At 38.8% G+C, this 19,158-nt stretch carries 19 protein-coding genes; 11 read left to right on the forward strand and 8 right to left on the reverse strand.

What is annotated here, in order from left to right; all coding sequences use genetic code 11:
* Positions 1-11: 11 nt before the first annotated feature.
* From parE to urtE, 6 genes are all read left to right on the forward strand, one after another.
* Positions 12-1,892, forward strand: a complete 1,881-nt coding sequence (gene parE / locus FHR28_RS14505) for a DNA topoisomerase IV subunit B (RefSeq protein ID WP_004718669.1) — start codon at positions 12-14, stop codon at positions 1,890-1,892.
* A 575-nt stretch (positions 1,893-2,467) separates the two neighbouring features.
* Positions 2,468-3,757, forward strand: a complete 1,290-nt coding sequence (urtA, locus tag FHR28_RS14510; RefSeq protein ID WP_166783569.1) for an urea ABC transporter substrate-binding protein — start codon at positions 2,468-2,470, stop codon at positions 3,755-3,757.
* 101 nt (positions 3,758-3,858) lie between these two features.
* Positions 3,859-5,499 (forward strand): urea ABC transporter permease subunit UrtB, encoded by a 1,641-nt coding sequence (urtB, locus tag FHR28_RS14515; RefSeq protein ID WP_166782940.1) that lies wholly within the window; start codon positions 3,859-3,861, stop codon positions 5,497-5,499.
* 4 nt (positions 5,500-5,503) lie between these two features.
* The gene (gene urtC / locus FHR28_RS14520; RefSeq protein WP_004718664.1) at positions 5,504-6,574 is read left to right on the forward strand and encodes an urea ABC transporter permease subunit UrtC; all 1,071 of its coding nucleotides are present in this window, start codon (positions 5,504-5,506) and stop codon (positions 6,572-6,574) included.
* The gene (gene urtD, locus FHR28_RS14525) at positions 6,574-7,410 is read left to right on the forward strand and encodes an urea ABC transporter ATP-binding protein UrtD (RefSeq protein WP_004718659.1); all 837 of its coding nucleotides are present in this window, start codon (positions 6,574-6,576) and stop codon (positions 7,408-7,410) included. Before urtC ends, urtD begins: the two co-directional genes overlap by 1 nt.
* Before the next feature lie 10 nt (positions 7,411-7,420).
* Complete coding sequence (urtE, locus tag FHR28_RS14530; RefSeq protein WP_056517139.1) at positions 7,421-8,119, forward strand: urea ABC transporter ATP-binding subunit UrtE; 699 nt, start codon at positions 7,421-7,423, stop codon at positions 8,117-8,119.
* 62 nt (positions 8,120-8,181) lie between these two features.
* Here the strand turns inward: urtE and FHR28_RS14535 are convergent, their stop codons facing one another.
* From FHR28_RS14535 to FHR28_RS14545, 3 genes are all read right to left on the reverse strand, one after another.
* Entirely contained in the window at positions 8,182-8,922 is a 741-nt protein-coding gene (locus tag FHR28_RS14535; protein WP_004718656.1) for a hypothetical protein, read from the reverse strand.
* 105 nt (positions 8,923-9,027) lie between these two features.
* On the reverse strand, positions 9,028-9,531 hold the full coding sequence (locus FHR28_RS14540) for a GNAT family N-acetyltransferase (RefSeq protein WP_105713905.1): 504 nt from the start codon (positions 9,529-9,531) through the stop codon (positions 9,028-9,030).
* A 113-nt stretch (positions 9,532-9,644) separates the two neighbouring features.
* Entirely contained in the window at positions 9,645-10,367 is a 723-nt protein-coding gene (locus FHR28_RS14545; protein ID WP_004718652.1) for an outer membrane protein OmpK, read from the reverse strand.
* 503 nt (positions 10,368-10,870) lie between these two features.
* On the opposite strand from FHR28_RS14545, the gene FHR28_RS14550 reads away from it, so the two are divergent.
* The 4 genes from FHR28_RS14550 to FHR28_RS14565 all read left to right on the forward strand — a co-directional run bounded on the left by FHR28_RS14550 (position 10,871) and on the right by FHR28_RS14565 (position 13,571).
* Complete coding sequence (locus FHR28_RS14550; RefSeq protein ID WP_004718651.1) at positions 10,871-11,224, forward strand: HPF/RaiA family ribosome-associated protein; 354 nt, start codon at positions 10,871-10,873, stop codon at positions 11,222-11,224.
* A gap of 195 nt (positions 11,225-11,419) precedes the next feature.
* Positions 11,420-11,962 carry an ankyrin repeat domain-containing protein gene (locus tag FHR28_RS14555; RefSeq protein WP_166782941.1) on the forward strand — a complete coding sequence of 181 codons (543 nt, stop codon included), beginning with the start codon at positions 11,420-11,422 and terminating at the stop codon, positions 11,960-11,962.
* A 15-nt stretch (positions 11,963-11,977) separates the two neighbouring features.
* Positions 11,978-12,745: a transporter gene (locus FHR28_RS14560; protein ID WP_004718649.1), complete on the forward strand. Its 768-nt coding sequence runs from the start codon at positions 11,978-11,980 to the stop codon at positions 12,743-12,745.
* A gap of 145 nt (positions 12,746-12,890) precedes the next feature.
* The gene (locus tag FHR28_RS14565; protein ID WP_004718648.1) at positions 12,891-13,571 is read left to right on the forward strand and encodes a glutathione S-transferase family protein; all 681 of its coding nucleotides are present in this window, start codon (positions 12,891-12,893) and stop codon (positions 13,569-13,571) included.
* A gap of 14 nt (positions 13,572-13,585) precedes the next feature.
* Here the strand turns inward: FHR28_RS14565 and FHR28_RS14570 are convergent, their stop codons facing one another.
* The 3 genes from FHR28_RS14570 to FHR28_RS14580 form a co-directional block, all read right to left on the reverse strand.
* A complete protein-coding gene (locus FHR28_RS14570) occupies positions 13,586-14,773 on the reverse strand; it encodes a GGDEF domain-containing protein (protein ID WP_166782942.1) in 1,188 nt (395 codons plus the stop codon).
* 184 nt (positions 14,774-14,957) lie between these two features.
* The gene (locus FHR28_RS14575) at positions 14,958-15,560 is read right to left on the reverse strand and encodes a GGDEF domain-containing protein (RefSeq protein ID WP_004718646.1); all 603 of its coding nucleotides are present in this window, start codon (positions 15,558-15,560) and stop codon (positions 14,958-14,960) included.
* A 330-nt stretch (positions 15,561-15,890) separates the two neighbouring features.
* On the reverse strand, positions 15,891-16,805 hold the full coding sequence (locus FHR28_RS14580; RefSeq protein ID WP_056517147.1) for an alpha/beta hydrolase: 915 nt from the start codon (positions 16,803-16,805) through the stop codon (positions 15,891-15,893).
* Positions 16,806-16,958: 153 nt separating this feature from the next.
* On the opposite strand from FHR28_RS14580, the gene FHR28_RS14585 reads away from it, so the two are divergent.
* A complete protein-coding gene (locus tag FHR28_RS14585; protein WP_004718644.1) occupies positions 16,959-17,390 on the forward strand; it encodes a DUF2147 domain-containing protein in 432 nt (143 codons plus the stop codon).
* A gap of 65 nt (positions 17,391-17,455) precedes the next feature.
* On the opposite strand, the gene FHR28_RS14590 is transcribed toward FHR28_RS14585, so the two are convergent.
* Both FHR28_RS14590 and FHR28_RS14595 read right to left on the reverse strand, forming a co-directional pair.
* Entirely contained in the window at positions 17,456-17,812 is a 357-nt protein-coding gene (locus tag FHR28_RS14590; protein WP_004718643.1) for a Spx/MgsR family RNA polymerase-binding regulatory protein, read from the reverse strand.
* Positions 17,813-18,327: 515 nt separating this feature from the next.
* Positions 18,328-19,146 carry an exodeoxyribonuclease III gene (locus FHR28_RS14595; protein WP_004718642.1) on the reverse strand — a complete coding sequence of 273 codons (819 nt, stop codon included), beginning with the start codon at positions 19,144-19,146 and terminating at the stop codon, positions 18,328-18,330.
* Positions 19,147-19,158: the final 12 nt, after the last annotated feature.

The raw sequence follows: 19,158 nt of genomic DNA on the forward strand, positions 1-19,158 counted from the left end.
AAAAACTCAACGTGTCTCAATATACGGCCCAATCACTTGAAGTATTATCTGGTCTAGATCCTGTACGTCGCCGTCCAGGTATGTATACCGATACCACTCGTCCAAACCATTTGGCGCAAGAAGTAATTGATAATGCTGTCGATGAGGCACTTGCAGGACATGCCAATAAAATTACTGTCACGGTATATAAAGATGGTTCGTTGTCGGTCGAAGACAATGGCCGTGGTATGCCAGTCGATATTCACCCTGAATACGGACAAAGCGGGATTGAAATTATCCTGACGAAACTGCATGCAGGCGGTAAATTTAGCACCGATAACTATCAGTTTTCCGGCGGTTTGCATGGTGTGGGGATTTCAGTGGTCAATGCCTTGTCTGATCGTGTTGAGGTTGAAGTTCAACGCCACGGCAATCTTTATAAAATGGCGTTTGAACATGGTGAACCTGTTGCACCTTTAGAGGTTTTAGAAGGCAAAGCGCCAAAACGTGCTACGGGGACAACAGTACATTTTTGGCCAGAAGCGAAATATTTTGACTCACCTAAATTTGCTTTAAAAGCGTTAAAACATAATCTCAAAGCCAAAGCTGTATTGGCTGCTGGTCTACAAATTAATTATATTGACCAGATTAATGACGAAAAAATTGAATGGCAGTTTGAAAATGGTCTCGTCGACTATTTGATGGATGAATTACAAGATCGTGAAATCATTCCAGATCCTGCCTTTGTTGCAACGGGTGAAGCTGAACGCGCCAGCGCTGAGTTTGCAATTTGTTGGAATGCTGAGGGTGGCGAACAAATTCAGGAAAGTTATGTGAATTTGATCCCAACGGCACAAGGGGGAACCCATGTAAACGGGTTACGCTCAGGTGTTACCGATGCGATGCGTGAGTTTTGTGAGTTACGTAACTTGTTGCCACGTAATCTCAAATTGTCTGCTGAAGATGTTTGGGACGGGGTCAATTATATCCTGTCGCTTAAATTCCAAGAACCACAATTCTCAGGACAAACCAAAGAACGTCTTTCAAGCCGAGAAGCGTCTAACATTGTTTTAAATATTGCCAAAGATGCTTTTGCACTCTGGTTAAATCAAAACTCTGAAGTGGCCATGCAATTGGCTGAGATTGTGATTGCGAAAGCGGGTCGCCGTTTAAAAGCAGCCAAAAAAGTTGAACGTAAAAAGATTGTTGCCGGTCCAACCTTGCCCGGAAAACTGTCAGATTGCGTCGGTCATACCCTTGAAGAATCAGAACTGTTTATTGTCGAAGGTGACTCTGCCGGTGGTTCTGCAAAACAAGCCCGTGATAAAAACTTCCAAGCGATCATGCCGATTCGTGGGAAAATTTTAAATACTTGGGAAGTGTCTTCTGACGAGGTGTTGGCCTCTCAAGAAGTGCATAATATTGCGATTGCAATCGGTGTAGATCCGGGCAGTGATGATCTTTCCGAATTACGTTATGGCAAAATTTGTATCCTTGCCGATGCCGATTCAGATGGTTTACATATCGCGACCTTGCTTTGTGCACTCTTCGTCAAGCATTTCCCTGCAATGGTCGATGCTGGGCACCTATATGTTGCAATGCCACCATTGTTCCGTATCGATGATGCCAAAGATGTTTATTACGCGCTTGATAACGAAGAGTTAGAAGCTATCTTAAAGAGAGTTAAATCTAAAAACCCGCAAATTACTCGATTTAAAGGTTTGGGTGAAATGAACGCCAGTCAATTACGTGAAACCACCTTAGATCCAAATACACGCCGTTTGGTGCAGTTGGATTTGGACGACACGCATCACACAACAGGCTTACTGGATAAATTACTTGCCAAAAAAAGGTCAGGTGATCGTAAAGACTGGTTAGAGCAAAAAGGTAATTTAGCTGATTTGAGTGTTTGATTGCTGAACTTATGCATATTTAAAAAATGATGCCTCAGTGCATCATTTTTTTTGGTACCTCTTAAATATCACATTGATGTAAACAGAATTATATTCTTCGTCGTACAAATTATTTCTGCATTATCTTCCTATTTTTCTCCTATTCTTTTACCTCTACTCCATCCATCTTAGGGATTGGATTATCCCGTCAAAATCGTTTGGTGCTGTAAAGCAAAATTTATCCCGAAATCCCTAAAAATTTAATTTTGGGTAAATTTTTTGCACTCTCATCGCTCATTTTAAACAAAAAAAATCGCACTTAATTTGACCAGTGTGGCTTTTAATCTCGCATTTTTACTTGCTAAGTGCTGGCTATATCCAGTGATTGAAAGGCATTTGATGCCTATCAATGTGTCTTCACCTTATATAAAAATAACAGTGTCTAATATTTTGATTTTATTATTTTTTATCAGGAAAACTACTCAACGATAAAATTACAAATTCTCCACTTGGCATAAAAATTGAATTAAGCCTGTCAGGTAAAAGCAAAATCGCGCATTCAAAAATGCACCAAAAGGTTTGGAGAGAAAAAGATGATGTTCCAACAAAAAATGTTTTCAAAAACACTTCTCGGTGTGGCAATGATGGGGAGCATTGCGTTGACAGCTTGCTCAAAGCCCGCAGATAAAACGGAAGCGAAACCTGCAGCAGAAAATAAATCGGCAACTGCCACAAGTGGTGACACAATTAAAGTGGGCATTTTGCATTCATTGTCTGGAACCATGGCAATCTCTGAAACATCGCTTAAAGATACGGCACTGATGGCAATCAATGAAATTAATGCCAAAGGTGGCGTGATGGGGAAAAAGCTTGAGCCTGTTGTCGTCGATCCTGCATCAGACTGGCCATTATTTGCTGAAAAAGCCCGCCAGTTAATAACTCAGGATAAAGTCGCTGTCATTTTTGGCTGCTGGACTTCGGTTTCTCGTAAATCAGTGTTACCGGTTGTAGAGGAGCTCAATGGTCTGTTGTTCTATCCAGTGCAATACGAAGGCCAAGAACAGTCTAAGAATATTTTCTATACAGGCGCAGCACCTAACCAACAAGCGATTCCTGCTGTTGAATACTTAATGGGGGAAGAGGGAGGTAAGGCACAACGTTTTGTCCTATTAGGTACTGACTACGTCTACCCGCGAACCACCAACAAAATTTTACGTGCATTCTTAAAGTCTAAAGGTGTTGCTGATGCAGACATCATGGAAGAATACACACCATTTGGACACAGTAATTATCAAACCATTGTCGGCAATATTAAGAAATTCGCTGCAGGTAAAAAGACCGCGGTTATTTCCACCATCAATGGCGATTCTAACGTACCGTTCTATCGTGAATTGGGTAATCAAGGCATAAAAGCTTCGGATATTCCTGTGATGGCTTTTTCAGTCGGTGAAGAAGAATTACGCGGGATCGACACCAAACCACTGGTCGGGCATTTGGCATCTTGGAACTACTTCATGTCTGTGAAAAATCCAGTGAATACCGAATTCGTCAATAAGATGAAGCAATATGCAGTGGAATATAAGCTACCCAATGCCAGTAAATTGGTGACCAATGACCCAATGGAAGCCACTTACGTTGGCATCAATATGTGGAAACAAGCCGTTGAAAAAGCGGGAACAACGGATGTGGACAAAGTCCGTGAAGCGATGGCAGGTCAAAGCTTTAAAGCACCGTCAGGCTATACCTTAAGTATGGATGCTACTAATCATCACTTACATAAGCCAGTGATGATTGGACAAATTCGTGGTGATGGGCAATTTGATGTGGTTTACAAGAGCCCGCAACCGATCAAAGCGGAACCATGGAGCCCGTACATTCCTAAATAAAGACTTTACGACCCCAAAAGCCCGCTATATGCATAGTGGGCTTAACTGATGACTCAACTTTAAAGGTCATTGTATTTAAACAAAAATAGGGGGAGTTGCACATGTCACTTAGACTGAAACTCGCAGCACTTTTTTTTACGATCTCTCAATTATTTCTTATTCAACAGATTTTTGCTGAATCTGTGCATAGCGCGCAATCGTCATCCGCTCAGCCAGCGGCAAGTCATGATGATGCCATTCAAAAATTTGTACGTGCAGATTTTGCAAAGCGTCGAGCGATGCTGAATCAATGGCCAGCAAGTATAGACGAGCTTGATAAGCTGGTGGCCTATGTCGAAAACGACGAGCTTTATACCGACAGTTCGGGCAATACCTACATCATGAAAGCTGGCGATAAACTGTTCAGTTATCCAGATGAACAGGCAATTACTGATTGGCCAGGTGATTTAAATCAAGTGACGCTGGTCAATACCTTGCACAAAGCCTTAAGCTTTGGTCAGGCGAAGATCAAGTTACAGTCCATAGACGCATCACAGCGATTGGCTGCAATTGATATCTTGGAGAATAATTTAGATGAACTGGATATCAAGGTCATCAACCAACTTTATCTCAATGAAAAAAATAATAAGGTGAAGGCACGTTTAGCCCAGTTAAAAGCACGAATTGATTTTAATAGTCCAGATACGCTCACCAAAATTCAGGCGGTTAAAACGCTAAAAGATTCTAGTCGTCCTGATGTTCTAGCGATCATCGAACAAGCGTTAACACAGCCAAACTTAAATCCAGAATTAAAGGCTGCATTGGTCAGTGCGCAAAGTAGTATTAAAACCCGCATTCAAGCCAGTGAATGGACAGGACATGTTTTTTCAGGCCTCAGTACCGCAAGTATTTTATTGCTCGCAGCATTAGGACTGGCAATTACTTATGGCTTACTCGGTGTGATCAATATGGCACATGGCGAGTTGATCATGATCGGTGCTTATACCACTTATGTGGTGCAAAGTTTTTTTAAAACCCATTTGGGTGCTTATGTGGATTGGTACCTGATTGCAGCAATTCCAGCAGCGTTTTTAGTCAGTGCTTTGATTGGCATGTTGATAGAACGAACCGTGATTCGCCCATTGTATGGCCGTCAGTTAGAAACCTTGTTGGCGACCTTTGGTGTCAGCCTTATTTTGATGCAATTGGTACGGATGATTTTTGGTGCGCAGAATGTGGAAGTATCAAATATTTCATGGCTTTCAGGCGGGATTTCGCTTACACCTAGTTTGATGCTGCCCTATAACCGTATCGCGATTATCGTCTTCACCATCGCTGTATTACTTTTACTGGTTTACTTGCTCAATAAAACCCGATTTGGTCTATTCGTCCGTGCAGTCACGCAAAACCGTCAGATGGCACGTGCTGTCGGTATCCGTTCTGCCCGAATCGATATGATGGCCTTTGGTCTGGGTTCAGGACTTGCAGGCTTAGCAGGCTGTGCCTTGGCACAAGTTGGCAATGTCGGGCCTGACCTAGGGCAAAACTATATTATTGATGCTTTCCTTGTGGTTGTAGTCGGTGGTGTTGGTCAGGTTTGGGGTGCTGTGCTTGCCGCATTAGGTTTAGGCGTGAGTGGAACAATTCTCGAAATTGGTATGGGCGCAGTGCTCGCCAAAATTATTCTCTTGGTTCTTGTGATTCTGTTTATTCAAAAACGCCCACAAGGTTTATTCGCTATCAAAGGTCGTTTTGTGGAGTAAGCCTATGAAAATCACATCATTACTTTCAGATAAACCCTATAGTGCAATCGCCATAGCTGTATGTTTCGCTGTGATGCTGATTTTGCCGTGGTTTCATGTGTTGCCACAAGATTCCGCTTTACACCTCTCAGCATACTGGGTGACTTTGATTGGCAAAATCATGTGTCTCGCCTTGGTTGCACTGGCTTTGGATCTGGTCTGGGGTTATGCCGGCATCCTGAGCTTAGGGCATGGATTATATTTTGCTTTGGGTGGTTATGCTTTTGGTATGTACCTGATGCGAGAGTCAGCAGGCGAGCAATTGCCTGACTTTATGCGTTTTCTCAGTTGGACTGAGCTGCCTTGGTATTGGGTCGGAACCCAGCATTTCTTATGGGCTTTGGCTTTGGTGATTTTGGTACCAGGCGTGATTGCCTTTATCTTTGGATTCTTTGCATTTCGTTCCAAAATTAAAGGTGTGTATTTTTCGATTATCACCCAAGCTATGACTTTTGCTGCTGCACTGTTGTTCTTCCGCAATGAAACAGGTTTTGGCGGGAACAATGGCTTTACTGGATTTAAAACCATTCTTGGGATGGATATTACCTCTGCTTCTATGCGAGCAACATTATGTTTCCTTACTGCCTTAGTGTTGTTACTGAGCTTTATTGGCTTACGTAGTTTAATGAATAAGCCTTATGGTCGAGTGTTGGGGGCAATCCGTGATAGCGAAAACCGGTTGCAATATTTAGGCTATCGTACCCTGTGGTACAAACTGTCGGCATGGGTCCTTTCAGCGGTGATTGCCGGAATTGCAGGTGCATTGTATGTCCCACAAGCAGGCATCATTAATCCAAGCGAAATGAATCCTGTGAATTCGATTGAAATGGCGGTTTGGGTTGCAGCAGGTGGTCGTGGCACATTAATTGGCCCAATTCTAGGTGCAGGTCTGATCAATGGAGTTAAAACCTATTTTACCGTTGCATATCCTGAAATATGGTTATTGATCCTTGGTGCATTATTTATCGTTGTAACCATCTTCCTCCCTAAAGGGGTGATTGGATTGCTTGAGCGCTTTAAAAAGGAGGATCACTAATGTCAGAGCTATTGTCAGATTTGGGCTTAAATTCGCAACATGGTGGTCAAATCGGTGAGGGCTATGGTCGTCCTAAAGCTGAAGGTGCCGATTTCAGCCATGGTATTGCACTTTACTTAGAAAAAGTCAGTGTATGGTTTGATTCTTTCCGGGCTTTAAATGATTTGTCTCTTTACATTGAAGAAGGGGAGTTGCGCTGCATTATTGGACCAAATGGTGCGGGAAAAACCACATTGATGGATGTCATCACCGGTAAAACACGTCCTACCGAAGGTTCTGCCTTTTTTGGTCAAAACTATGATCTTGCCAAAATGAGTACAGAGCAAATTGCAGAAGCGGGTATTGGTCGTAAGTTTCAGAAACCAACTGTATTTGAAAATTTTACCGTGATGGAAAATCTGCTCCTTGCTGCACCAAAAGACAAAACTGTGAAAAAAAGTTTTTTTAGCAAGTTAAGTCCCGATGCACAGTTGGCTTTGGATGAGTCGTTGCAACAGATTCGTTTACAAGAGTTTATTCAAAAGCCTGCGGGATTGTTATCACATGGACAAAAGCAGTGGCTTGAAATTGGCATGCTGTTGATGCAACGACCTAAACTGATCTTGTTGGATGAGCCTGTAGCGGGAATGACTGATGCTGAAACTGAACGGACAGCAGAGTTATGTTTGGAGTTAAAAAAGAATCATACTTTGGTTGTGGTCGAGCATGATATGAGCTTTATCGACACCATTAGTGAGAAAGTTACGGTTCTGGCACAAGGTGCCATTCTAGCCGAAGGAACCTTGGCGGAAGTACAAGCCAATGAAGATGTGATTGAAAAGTATTTAGGACGTTAAGGGGAGCAATATGCTAGAAATAAAAGACGTCAATCAATTTTATGGGGGCAGTCACATTCTCCGTGATGTGACTTTAACTGCGCCGATTGGTGAGTGTTCTGTGGTTTTAGGACGGAATGGTGTGGGTAAAACCACCTTATTAAAATGTTTGATGGGAATTTTACCGATTAAGTCTGGGCAAATCTTATTGGATGGTAAAGACATTGCTAAAATGAGCCCTGAACAGCGTGTACGCGCGGGTTTGGCCTATGTTCCTCAAGGGCGTGATATTTTCTCAACCCTGACTGTAGAGGAAAATATTTTGATCGGCATGGCGAAGTTTTCAGGCGCAAAAACCCGTAAAGTTCCTGAGCATTTATATGAAATTTTTCCTGTCTTAGACGAAATGAAACATCGTCGTGGCGGTGATTTATCGGGTGGGCAGCAACAGCAATTAGCCATTGCACGTGCTTTAGCCTCCGAACCGAAAGTTTTGATTTTAGATGAGCCGACCGAAGGAATTCAGCCTTCGATTATTAAAGATATTGGTCGAGTGATTCGAAAATTGGCAGATGGTGGCGAAATGGCGATTGTACTTGTAGAGCAATTCTATGATTTTGCCGAGGAGCTGGCCGATAACTATACCGTGATGGCACGTGGTCAAGTGGTTGCACAAGGCATCGGTGAAGAAATGCCTGAAAAGGGGATTCGTGATTTAGTTGCGATTTAACAGAATCGTAAAAACATTTTGTTTACCTCCCTGAGTCGAGGGAGGTGTGGTTAAACCCTATATTATTGAGGCTCAACTTTCTGATAATAGCCTGTTGATGAAACATTCATACCAAAGCCACAATCGGCTTGTTCATTTAATTCTTTCACTTTAATAAAATTGCCTAAAGAGGAGTTATAGGTGAAATTGATGTCAATTTGACAATTTTCAAAACGATAGCTTGCTTTCTTGGCATGAAGTGGCATTTCTGTTTCAAATTCGCCAATATTTGGACCATAAATTAGGCTTCGAGCACCCATCCATAGACCAGTGAACTGAATGAGATATTTCTGATCACGTTTTTTAATGGTGATATTGTTCCATTCGCCAAAACCTGCATAACTGGCATATTCTCCTGTTAAGTCATTGTTTGGTTTTGGTGTTACTAACTTTTTTAAATTAAATTGGCTGGTTTTTGTGGGTTTAATTTGAAACCACGCTCTTGCCCATAATGGTTGATTGAGTTTGCTATACGTTAAACCCACATTATTATTGGCAATGTCGATGTCATTATCTGAAACCCGAATATCAGCTTCTTCTTCACCCACAGACTGACAAAAAGCACTCCAAGATGCTTGTCTTTGAAACTGATCAAGCGCTTTTTTATAGTTTTTCTGGTCGTAAAATTTTTGTCCCAATTTACGATATTGACTGAGTTTGGCACAACCCTGTTTTATATTTTGTTCATCGTAGTCAGCAGCATGGCTTGCTGTATTAAGTATCAATGCAAATGGTGCCAATAGACTAATTATCATTTTATTCATCGATATTCGCTCTGAAGTTCAGCAATATTGTTTATGGTTATACAACAGATTTTGAAAAAACGACAAAAAAATTTACGACGGATGCTGTATAAATACTGCTCTATTTTAATCAAAATTTAATTGCATCAACACCAAATCACGCCACTGCCCAAATTTTTGTCCGACTTGTGGCATATAACCTGTTTGTTTAAATCCGAGTTGTTGGTGTAGATAAATCGAACCAGTATTTTCGTGGTCAATTGCAGCAACCATAACGTGGATATTGTGCTGTTGAGCATGTTCAATCAATTTCAGCATTAAGCGTTTGCCGAGCCCTTGTCGAGTAAATTCTGGGTCGATATAAACAGAGTGCTCAACTGTATATAGATAACCGTTGATTGCTCTAAAGCTTGCATAATCGGCATAGCCTGCAATGGCATGAGTCGTTGTTTCTTCAGCAACAAAAAGCGGAAATTGCTGTTGTTGTAATTCTATAAACCACTGTTGGTAATCTGCGAAAGTCTTTAATTGGCTGTTCCATGTTGCTAAACCTGTTGCAATTTCATGATTATAAATACGCATAATCTCAGTTAGGTCAGAAGCTTGAGCAGGGCGGATCTGAAAATTCATGGATACAGGTCAATGGAAAATTGATAGGGGTATTCTAAAAAGAATTATTTTTAAGGGCAATAAAAAAAGCAAAACCAAAGTTTTGCTTTTTGATTAATAGGTTTAGCTCAGTCTTAGAAATGGTACTTGATTAAAGCGCTGACATTATTTTCGTCTTTGCCTGGAACACCGTATTTGTTGTGCCATACAGAGTGTTCAACACCAAGATATAGACGCGTATCTGGAGAAATGTGTTTACCTGCATTCCATTTCCATTGTGTCGTCCAGTTCAACTCGCTTGAGTGAGCAACTTGATCTTTTTCTGCAGTTGACCAATCTAGGAAACCATCTACAAGGAATTCTTCAGATGCAATTTTAAATGGAATTCCGTAAGTAAACGTCAATTGATAGTCATCTTCTTGGATTTCATTATTGGCACGGTAGAAATTTAATTGCGCATATTGAAAATAAGGAATGGCTAAATCAACACCAACACCATATAGGTAGTTGTTCATATCTTTACCACCTTCCCAAGTGGTCGCAATTAATACGTCTTTAATTGGGCCTAATTCAAGTTTTTTCCCAGAAACAGCACCTAGGCTAAGACGTGGAGAAACCTCAAAATAAGTATCCGACTGACCATCACTGTTGGTACGGTCAGCAAAGGCAAAGAAATCACCGTATTTAAGTTTGGCAGCATACTCAAAAGTAATGGTAGATTGTTTCTCATCTGGTGTTAGTTCATAGTTTTCACCATAAAGACCAGTAATACTAAAATCTTGCCAAACAGGCGCAGCTTGAGCCAAAGTTGCAGTTGAAGCGATTGCGCAGATAGCCGCAATTTGTGTAAGTTTCATGAATTCTTCCTTTCCCCCAAGAAAAGCGCTTCAAGAATACAGATTCTTAAATAAAAATAAAGCGAAAATTAGATGGAACGTAAATAAATATGTAAACATCAAGAGGTGAAATGTTTTAAAACGTGAGTCGCATATTTAAAGCAAAGATTTAAAATTTATATCCATTAAAAGCTTAAGAATTAAACATAGCTGATGTTTTTAGTCAGGATTAGTCATTAAAAAATCAATTAAATCATTTAATTATAAAGTAACGTAACAAGATGTCATTTTTCATATTCTTTTCATAAAAAAGTTAAAAATCTACTTGCATATTTTCCAATATGGCCTGATATTGAATGTATAAGAACACCTATCTGCAGATCGTTAAAAGTGTTCATCTTTGCAATAGAGGAGTTACGGTTCCAATTTATTGTAGGTGAAAAGCTGTCTTATACAGCAGGCGCAAAGTGTGCCGAAAATATAAGTTTTGCACTCGTTTTTTGATTAGAAAGAGGATGTTTTTTATGAATATAGAAATCCGTACAGATAAAAATATTAGAAATAGTGATCGTTTAATTACTTACGTACGCGATGAGCTAAATCAAGAATTCCAACGTCATAGCGAACGTATTACCCAGTTTTCAGTTCATATCAGTGATGAGAACGGTGACAAAGGTGGGGCGGATGATATCCAGTGTATGATTGAGGTCAAAGCAGCGGGTTTGAAGCCAGTCGTGGTAAAACATCGAGCGAAAAACATTGATCTTTCATTACACGGTGCGATAGATCGCGTAAAGCGTAGCCTAGAGCACGTATTAGAAAAAATTGAAAATCCACGAGGTGGAAAACTAGAACTTGCTGATGCAGATGAAGCATGATCTGATAAAAAGCCCTTCGGGGCTTTTTTATGGTCTTCAATTTTATGGTTTTAAAACAGTCCTTGATTGTCTTCTTTGTTATAAATGAACAATAAATGCCATTTATAAAATAAAAGCGACACGATTAAAATTTTTCAAAGCTATTTTAAAAATATTCGTCATAATGTTGTATAGGAATAGAATAGTGAGATCAAAATGTTATCAGCACAACAACAAGTCTTTATACAGGCTTTAGAAGATTTAGACCTTGCTCAAATCAAACGTTTGCTTGCAGATGGATTTGATCCTAACTTTATGGAACCTGAAAAAGGACCAGCTGTTTCAATTTGGTCAGATGGATTGTTTAAATGGTGGGAAAAAATTTGTGATGCCTATGAAGCAGGTCATCCTTTAACGGCAGAACAAAAAGCACAAGATTTACAACCGCATTTAGATATTTTGGATGCTTTAATTAGTGCCAAAGCAAACTTTTATTTGTGGGACACTGAAGAGTGCTATGGTCCACTGTGGGATGCAGCAAGCGCAGCCTGTGTACCTGCAATTCATAAGCTTTTAGATCATAAGGTTGACCCGAACACCAAAGATGAAGAAGGTAAGACCATTTTATCTTCAATCAGTGATTTGTTCTTTGATTGTGAATTTGATCAAATAGATTGGTCTCAGGCTTTACCTGAAGAGAAAGAATCTTTAGAGTTACTACGTAGTCGCGGTGCGAAAATGTCCAAAGAATTATCGTAAATTTTGAGTCTTCATATGGCAATTTTAAATAGAATCACATTAGCCCTTGCTTCGAGTCTAAGTATAAGCGCAATGGCAGCAGAATTTTCTTTTGATCGTCCTGGAACTGGTTTTGGAACAGGAATCACGCCAGTGGGTCAATTGGCTTGGGAGCAAGGTCTACCAAGTGCAACCTATACAGAAACTAAAGTAGATGGCGCAAAAGCAAAAACTGTAACCCTCAATGGTGATATGCTGCTCCGTACTGGTTTAACCTCTAGTATGGAGTTACAGTTAGGCTGGCAGGGTCCAGCTTGGACTCAAACCAAATATAGAGGCATTAAAGAGGATGACTCTGGTTTAGGTGATGTTTCTATTGGGATTAAAAAAGCCATCGACTTAAAAGATGATAAATTATCCATGGCGATTTTGGCTCAAGCCTTGATTGCAACGGGCAATGATGGTTTTAGTGAAGAAGATGATATTTATAGCATCGGCACATCATTAGATTATCAGTATAATGATTTGGTCAATACTGGAATCACCATGAACTATGCTGTGCAAGATGGGCATTGGTCAGTGACCGCTGTACCTACTGTCGGTTATAAAATTGCTGGTAATCTTTCAGGGTTCTCTGAGTTTGTCTATTCAAAAACAGAAAGCCAAAACTATAAGTATGGTCTAGGCTCTGGTTTGATCTATGCGGTTAATGAGCGTACCCAACTTGATGGAAGTGTGGGTGTCGATTTGGAAGGGCGAGACCGTAGTTATAAAGCTGGTTTAGGTGTGGCATTCTTATTCTAATCAATTCAGTCTGATACATCGTCAAGGAGTAGTTGATCTACTCCTTGATTTGTTTTCAAAGCGAGCAATTTTCGAAATGCTTTTAGAATAGTCTTATCTTGTGTATGCTGAGTTCAAAATAAGCAATAAACACAGGAGTATTAAAATGTTAGAACTGTTTATTGGTGATAAAAATTACTCGACTTGGTCGATGCGTCCATGGTTAGTGATTCAGCATTTTAATATTTCATTTACAGAGCACCTAATCCCTTTTGATCACTTTGACCTCGATAGCCAATTTAAACAAAGTATTTTAAAAATAAACCCAACTGGCAAAGTCCCAGCTTTAGTAGACGATGGCTTTTTAGTTTGGGATTCTTTGGCGATTTGTGAATATCTGGCAGAAAAGTTTCCTGAAAAACAATTGTGGCCTCAAGATGTAAAACAACGTGCACGCGCAAGATCGATGTCCGCTGAAATGCACAGTAGTTTTATGGCTTTGCGTAGTTGTTGTGATATGAATTTAGATGCTGATTTAAAGCATATTGGTGCACAGCTTTGGCAGGAAAATTTAAAACTACAGCAAGATGTAAAACGGATTGAACAATTATGGTCGGAGCGACCAGACTCTGACAGTTTTTTATGTGGTGATGAGTTTACTATTGTCGATGCTTTTTATGCGCCAGTTGTGATGCGGTTTATGGGTTATGGCATTGCAGTATCAGCAAACAGTCAACGTTATATCGACAAGATATTAGCCGTCCCTGCTGTACAGCAATGGATAGCAGAAGCGCAAGCAGAATTTCGATTTGTAGCATGTGAAGAGCAATATCGCAGTCAGGTTTAATCTATTGAATACTGCTAAGCTATTTCATTGATTTGAGCGCGGTAGAGCTGTACTTGATTGCGCCCAGACTGTTTGGCCCGATATAGCGCTTTGTCTGCCAGATGAATAATTTTACTAATATTGTCATCGTCACTGGAGGTGGCAATACCAAAACTGGCGGTCAGCTGAACATAATGATGATCAAGGGATTCAAGCACTTGGTTTTGAATCGCCAATCGACAGCGTTCAGCAAGTGCTTGAGCAATGTTTAAAGAGGTTTTAGGTAAGGCAATAATAAATTCTTCACCGCCATAACGAGCCACAATATCCGACTGACGAATGTGAGATGATAATAATTTGGCAACTTGACACAATGCTTCATCACCAAAATGATGTCCATATAAGTCATTGATTTCTTTGAAATGATCAATATCAATCAAGATAATGGCATATTCGGTTTGCTTATTTTGGATATCATCAAGCTTTTCATTAAAAAAACGACGATTATATAAATTGGTCAGTGGGTCAATTTCACTGAGTTTTTTGATTAATGACTCTCTATGTCGCCACTGAGACAGTAAAATCTCACATAAAATCAAACATACAATTAAAATAGGAATAATAAAATATAGCATTGTTCCTACCCAGAACGGGTTATCATGCCGATTATTTTCTAATATATGTGTATTAAAAATTGGGGCATACGGAATGATGCGCCAATAAGTACAAAGCATCATTGAAATATAGAACAGTAGTGCAGTGCTAATTTGCAGATAAATAATTTTTCTATTGAATAAGATTAAACCCACACCAGAAATACAAACAAATGCAAAAACAGTAGCTGGACTATAGATACCAACGAGGAAACCATCAGCAAGCATTAAAAGAATAAAAATACTGATGACAATATGGGGGAGGATAGTGTTCGCCCATTTTTTATTTTGAAAGAAATAACAAAATGCAATCAGAAAAAAAAGCAGTAGGGTTGAGCCAGCATTGACCACAAGTTGTGAACGAATCAAGGAGATATTGACCCATTGCCAAGTTTCTGGATTTAACAGGATAAAAATTTTCCATACGATCCATGATAAATGAAGGGCAACAGTCAGGAACAGAATCAAGATACATTTATGTAAACTGCTCCAATTCATAATGATATTTGAATCTAATTGTTGTTTCAGCTTTTGCCAGTAATGATTAAGTCTTATATTCGATACCTTCATTCATAATTATTCCAGGGTTTTTCAAGCTGTAATTCATTAAGTACTGATTAATAATTTTTTAAATTATAGTGATTAAAATTTATTAAAACAAAGAATTGTTATCATTTATTTGTTAATAAACAGGTATTTTATTATTAATATAAAGTAAATAGTGGTGTAATTAATTTTTAAATATACAGATGTTTTAAGACAAAACACCTGTGCCCGAATAACAAGGTTTACGATTGGTTTTCGCAATATATAATGCTTGATCTGCTTGTTGTAACACTGCATTACTCATGCTGTCATGTTTAGAAACAGATGCACCACAACTTGTTTGAAGTGGGATGACTTTGTTGTTGATCTTTAAATCATAATGATTAATTAAACGTGATAGACGATCTGCGATATGACGTGCTTGATCCTGAGTAACATCACTGAGAATTAAAATAAATTCAGATTCGCTATAGCGGCCAACAAGGTCAGTTTCACGGATATTTTGTAATAACTCTTGGGCTATAGCCGCTAAAGCTTTATGTGCAATTTTTAGATTGTATTTGTTCTTGATTTCACACAAGTTATCAACACTAAGCAAAATGATACCAAAGTTAGAATCAGTCTGAGGATGTAATTCTTTTAAATAGGTATTAATTGCAAACTGATTATAAATACCTGTATGTGGGTCGATTTCCAAACTGTTACTCAGTTGGTTTTTATATATTAATTTGGCAATAAATGAGTGTTTCAATACTTGATTGAATAATGAATGAATTTTACGTCGTTTTTCGGAATAAATTTTATTACGCATAATCTAATCCATCCACACTTGGATTTTTATTGTTGATGCCTAGAATGTAGCAATTTATTGACTTAAACTCAAACTAAAGTTTAAGTAAATACTTGAAGGATATATACATAATTTAAAAAAATGTGATTAATTTTGTAGTATAGATTAAGAGTCTGTTGAAATTTGAAAAAGCACTAAACATAAATCTGACAAGCAATATAGTTTCAATGAATTGTATGGTTATTATTCTAGTGAATGCTCATTTTTTAAATTGATTATTTTATTTTTAAAGATGAACAACAGTTTGGTTTTTAAAATCATCTGTTGTTCATTATTTGGTCAATATTGGGATCAATCTTTGTCAATTTTATGAGCAAATTCAGCAATATCTGCTAAAGATTGTTTTGCTTCATCAAACCATGGGCTAAACATTTGGAAATTATGCCACATTCCCGTATATAGCTTGTAATTGACTTGGACACCAGCAGCTTTGGCTTTTTCTTCGAAACGTTGCGCATCTGACAAAAGAATTTCTTTAGAACCAATTTGAACCAAGGTTGGAGGCAACCCTGCAAAATCTCCGAAAATAGGCGAAAGTGGGGGTAAAGAACGATCCATGTTTTTCGGTACGTAAAAATCAATACCAGATTCAAGTGCTTCGATTGACAGTAAAGCATCATGCTTCTGATTATAGCGTAAAGACTCGCCTGTTAAGGTCAGGTCTAAGAAGGGTGACATTAGGATTAAAGCGCTAGGGAGTTGTTGCTTATTTTCTTCTTTGATTCGTAATGCGAGTGCCAAAGCCAGATTCGCTCCACAAGAATCACCTGACACAATAATGTCTTTCGCTAGCACGCCTTGATCTAAAAGTTGCTGATAAATATCATAAATCGCATCACTTGCTTCAGGGAATTTACTTTCAGGTGCGAGCGGGTAATCGACATGTAAAACTTGCATTTGTGTACGTGCAGCAACTTCAGATAAAAAAGCCCGATGGGTTTTGATAGAACCGACAAAAAACGCTCCACCATGAATATGAAAAATCATTTGAGTCGCATGCGCTTGCGGTTTAATTTCTTCTGCCCGAATCCCCGCAATGCGCAAAGAACGGATCTGTACATCTTTACGTTGTGGAAAAACACGTGCAAGTTGTTCTATTCCAAAACGTGCAGTTGCCGGGGGAAGATTGAAACGACTTGGAAATTTGAAGCTAGATTTAAGAATAGATTCTGTAAGATATTGTTTCAGAGCTGGGTTAATCTTCATGTTCCTTCCATATTGTTAAACTTTTGACTTTATTTTTGTTGATTTATCAACATTTGTTACAAGGGTACACTATATAGTCACATTCAAGAATTGCTAAATCGACGTAAATTTTTGATACTATAAAGTGTCAATTAGACTAGGGAAAACAAAACAATGAAAAAAATTGTACTTGCATTAGGCTTATTATCAGCAACAGTTCTTGCAAATGCTGCGGATCCACTCAATGGAACAGTTTGGAAAACAATTGATGACACAACGAAACAGCCAAAAGCAATTGTGAAATTCACTGAACAAAAAAATGGAACATTGACGGCAACAATTCAAAGTATTTTAACACCAGGTGAGGAAAATACTTGTACCAAATGTGAAGGCCCTTACCACAATAAATCATTGAAAGGCGTGACGATTGTCAATGGTTTAAAAAATGTCGGTGGTAAAAACTATGACAATGGTACGATTCTAGATCCTAAAAATGGCAAGACCTATAAACTCAAAGGTGAACTTGCTGGTAATCAGTTAAAGTTACGTGGTTATATGGGTATTTCTGCTTTAGGTCGCAACCAAACTTGGGTGCGTGCAAACTAAGCAGATTGATTCACTGCAACAAAAAGCCTGATCTATTGATCAGGCTTTTTGTTGCTCGATTATTTTTATGTTGTAAGTTTTAAAGCTTTAATTTTATCTTCATCAAAACCAATTACATATTGGCCATTTTGATCAATCACAGGGCGTTTGATTAAACTGGTGTGTGTGGTAAGCGCTTGAATCAGTGCTTGTTCACTCGACAAAGCTAGTTGCTGTTCTTGTTCACTGAGTTTTTTCCACGTTGTGCCTTTTTTATTGAGCACAAGATCTTGCCCAATATGATCGAGCCATTGTTTAACCGTCTCTGCATCTATGCCTTGTTTTTTATAATCATGAAACTCATAACTCAAGCCAAGTTCAGTCAGTAAATCAAAAGCTTTTTTCATGGAGTTACAATTTTTGATTCCATAAATTTTCAACATGTCTTAACCTAATATTCAATTGTTTGATTTGACAGAAAGAGTAGCAAAATTGCCAATATGTACAGTATAAGAATAGATAAAATATTTTAAAAGGCATGATTGCTGTCATCAGAATTTAACAATTTGCGCTTAATATTTTATTGAAGCGAGCAGCAGACTGGCTGACTAAATGATTTAAATTTTAAAAATAAAAAATGAAACTAAAAAAAATTGAAATTAAAAAAAGAGAAAACCCGCATCTAATCATCCTGATTATGCGGGTCTCATTACAACGTCCAATGTCACATCCTTGAAAAATAAATATTCAAAATACTTATTTCCTTTTCTTCCTACGGCGTCCTATCCTTTTGCTGTCATCCTGACAATGTCCCTGTGCCGTGCGTGTATAATGCGCTTGTTGATATGAAGAAAATATAAGATAACACGACAAAATTTGTAAGTTATTACCCTGTAATCAGTGAACACTTGTTCACAAAATTGCTCAATTTTTAGATAAAAATTGAGCAATGGTCTGTTTAAATTTGATAATCAATAATCACAGGGGCATGGTCGCTATACCATTCATCTTTATAGACCCAGGCATTGACTGTGCGATCTTTCCAGTCAGGTGAGCATGCTTGATAATCAATTCGCCAACCGACATTTTTAGCACGCGCTTGTCCACGATTGGACCACCAAGAATATACTTCAGCTTCTTTACGTACTTCACGAAATGTATCGACATAGCCCAGTTCGTCATAAATATGGTCTAACCAAGCACGTTCATGCGGTAAACAACCTGAAGATTTTTGGTTGCCTGACCAGTTTTTAATATCGATTCGTTTATGCACAATATTGTAATCGCCACATACAATGATCGACTTATCTTCATCGCGCCATTGTTTTAAAATTTTTCGATATTCTTCTAAGAAGTGATCTTTACGGGCTTGTGCTTCATCACCTGATGAACCTGAAGGTAAATACAGTGAACAGATATGCACAGGCTTGGCTAAACCGACATCAAATTCTGCGCTAATAAAACGACCTTGGCTATCGGCAAGTTCAAAACCCAAACCATTCTGGATCGATTTAAATGGCAAGCGACTGTAAATTGCTGTACCTGCATAGCCTGATTTTTCCGCAGGAAACAGATGGGTAAACCAACCTTCGGGTTTGAATTTATCGGTCCATTGTTCATGTGTAATACGGCTTTCTTGGATACAGATCACGTCTGCATCTGACTTTTCCATCCATTCAAGTAGGCCTTTAGTGACGGATGAACGTAAGCCATTTACGTTAATTGAGACAACTCTTAAAATTTTTTGATCACTTGGATAGCTACTCTTTGGTATCATGCGCAGTCATAA

Source organism: Acinetobacter sp. BIGb0196, assembly GCF_011759595.1.
GTDB classification, from domain to species: Bacteria; Pseudomonadota; Gammaproteobacteria; order Pseudomonadales; family Moraxellaceae; genus Acinetobacter; species Acinetobacter guillouiae.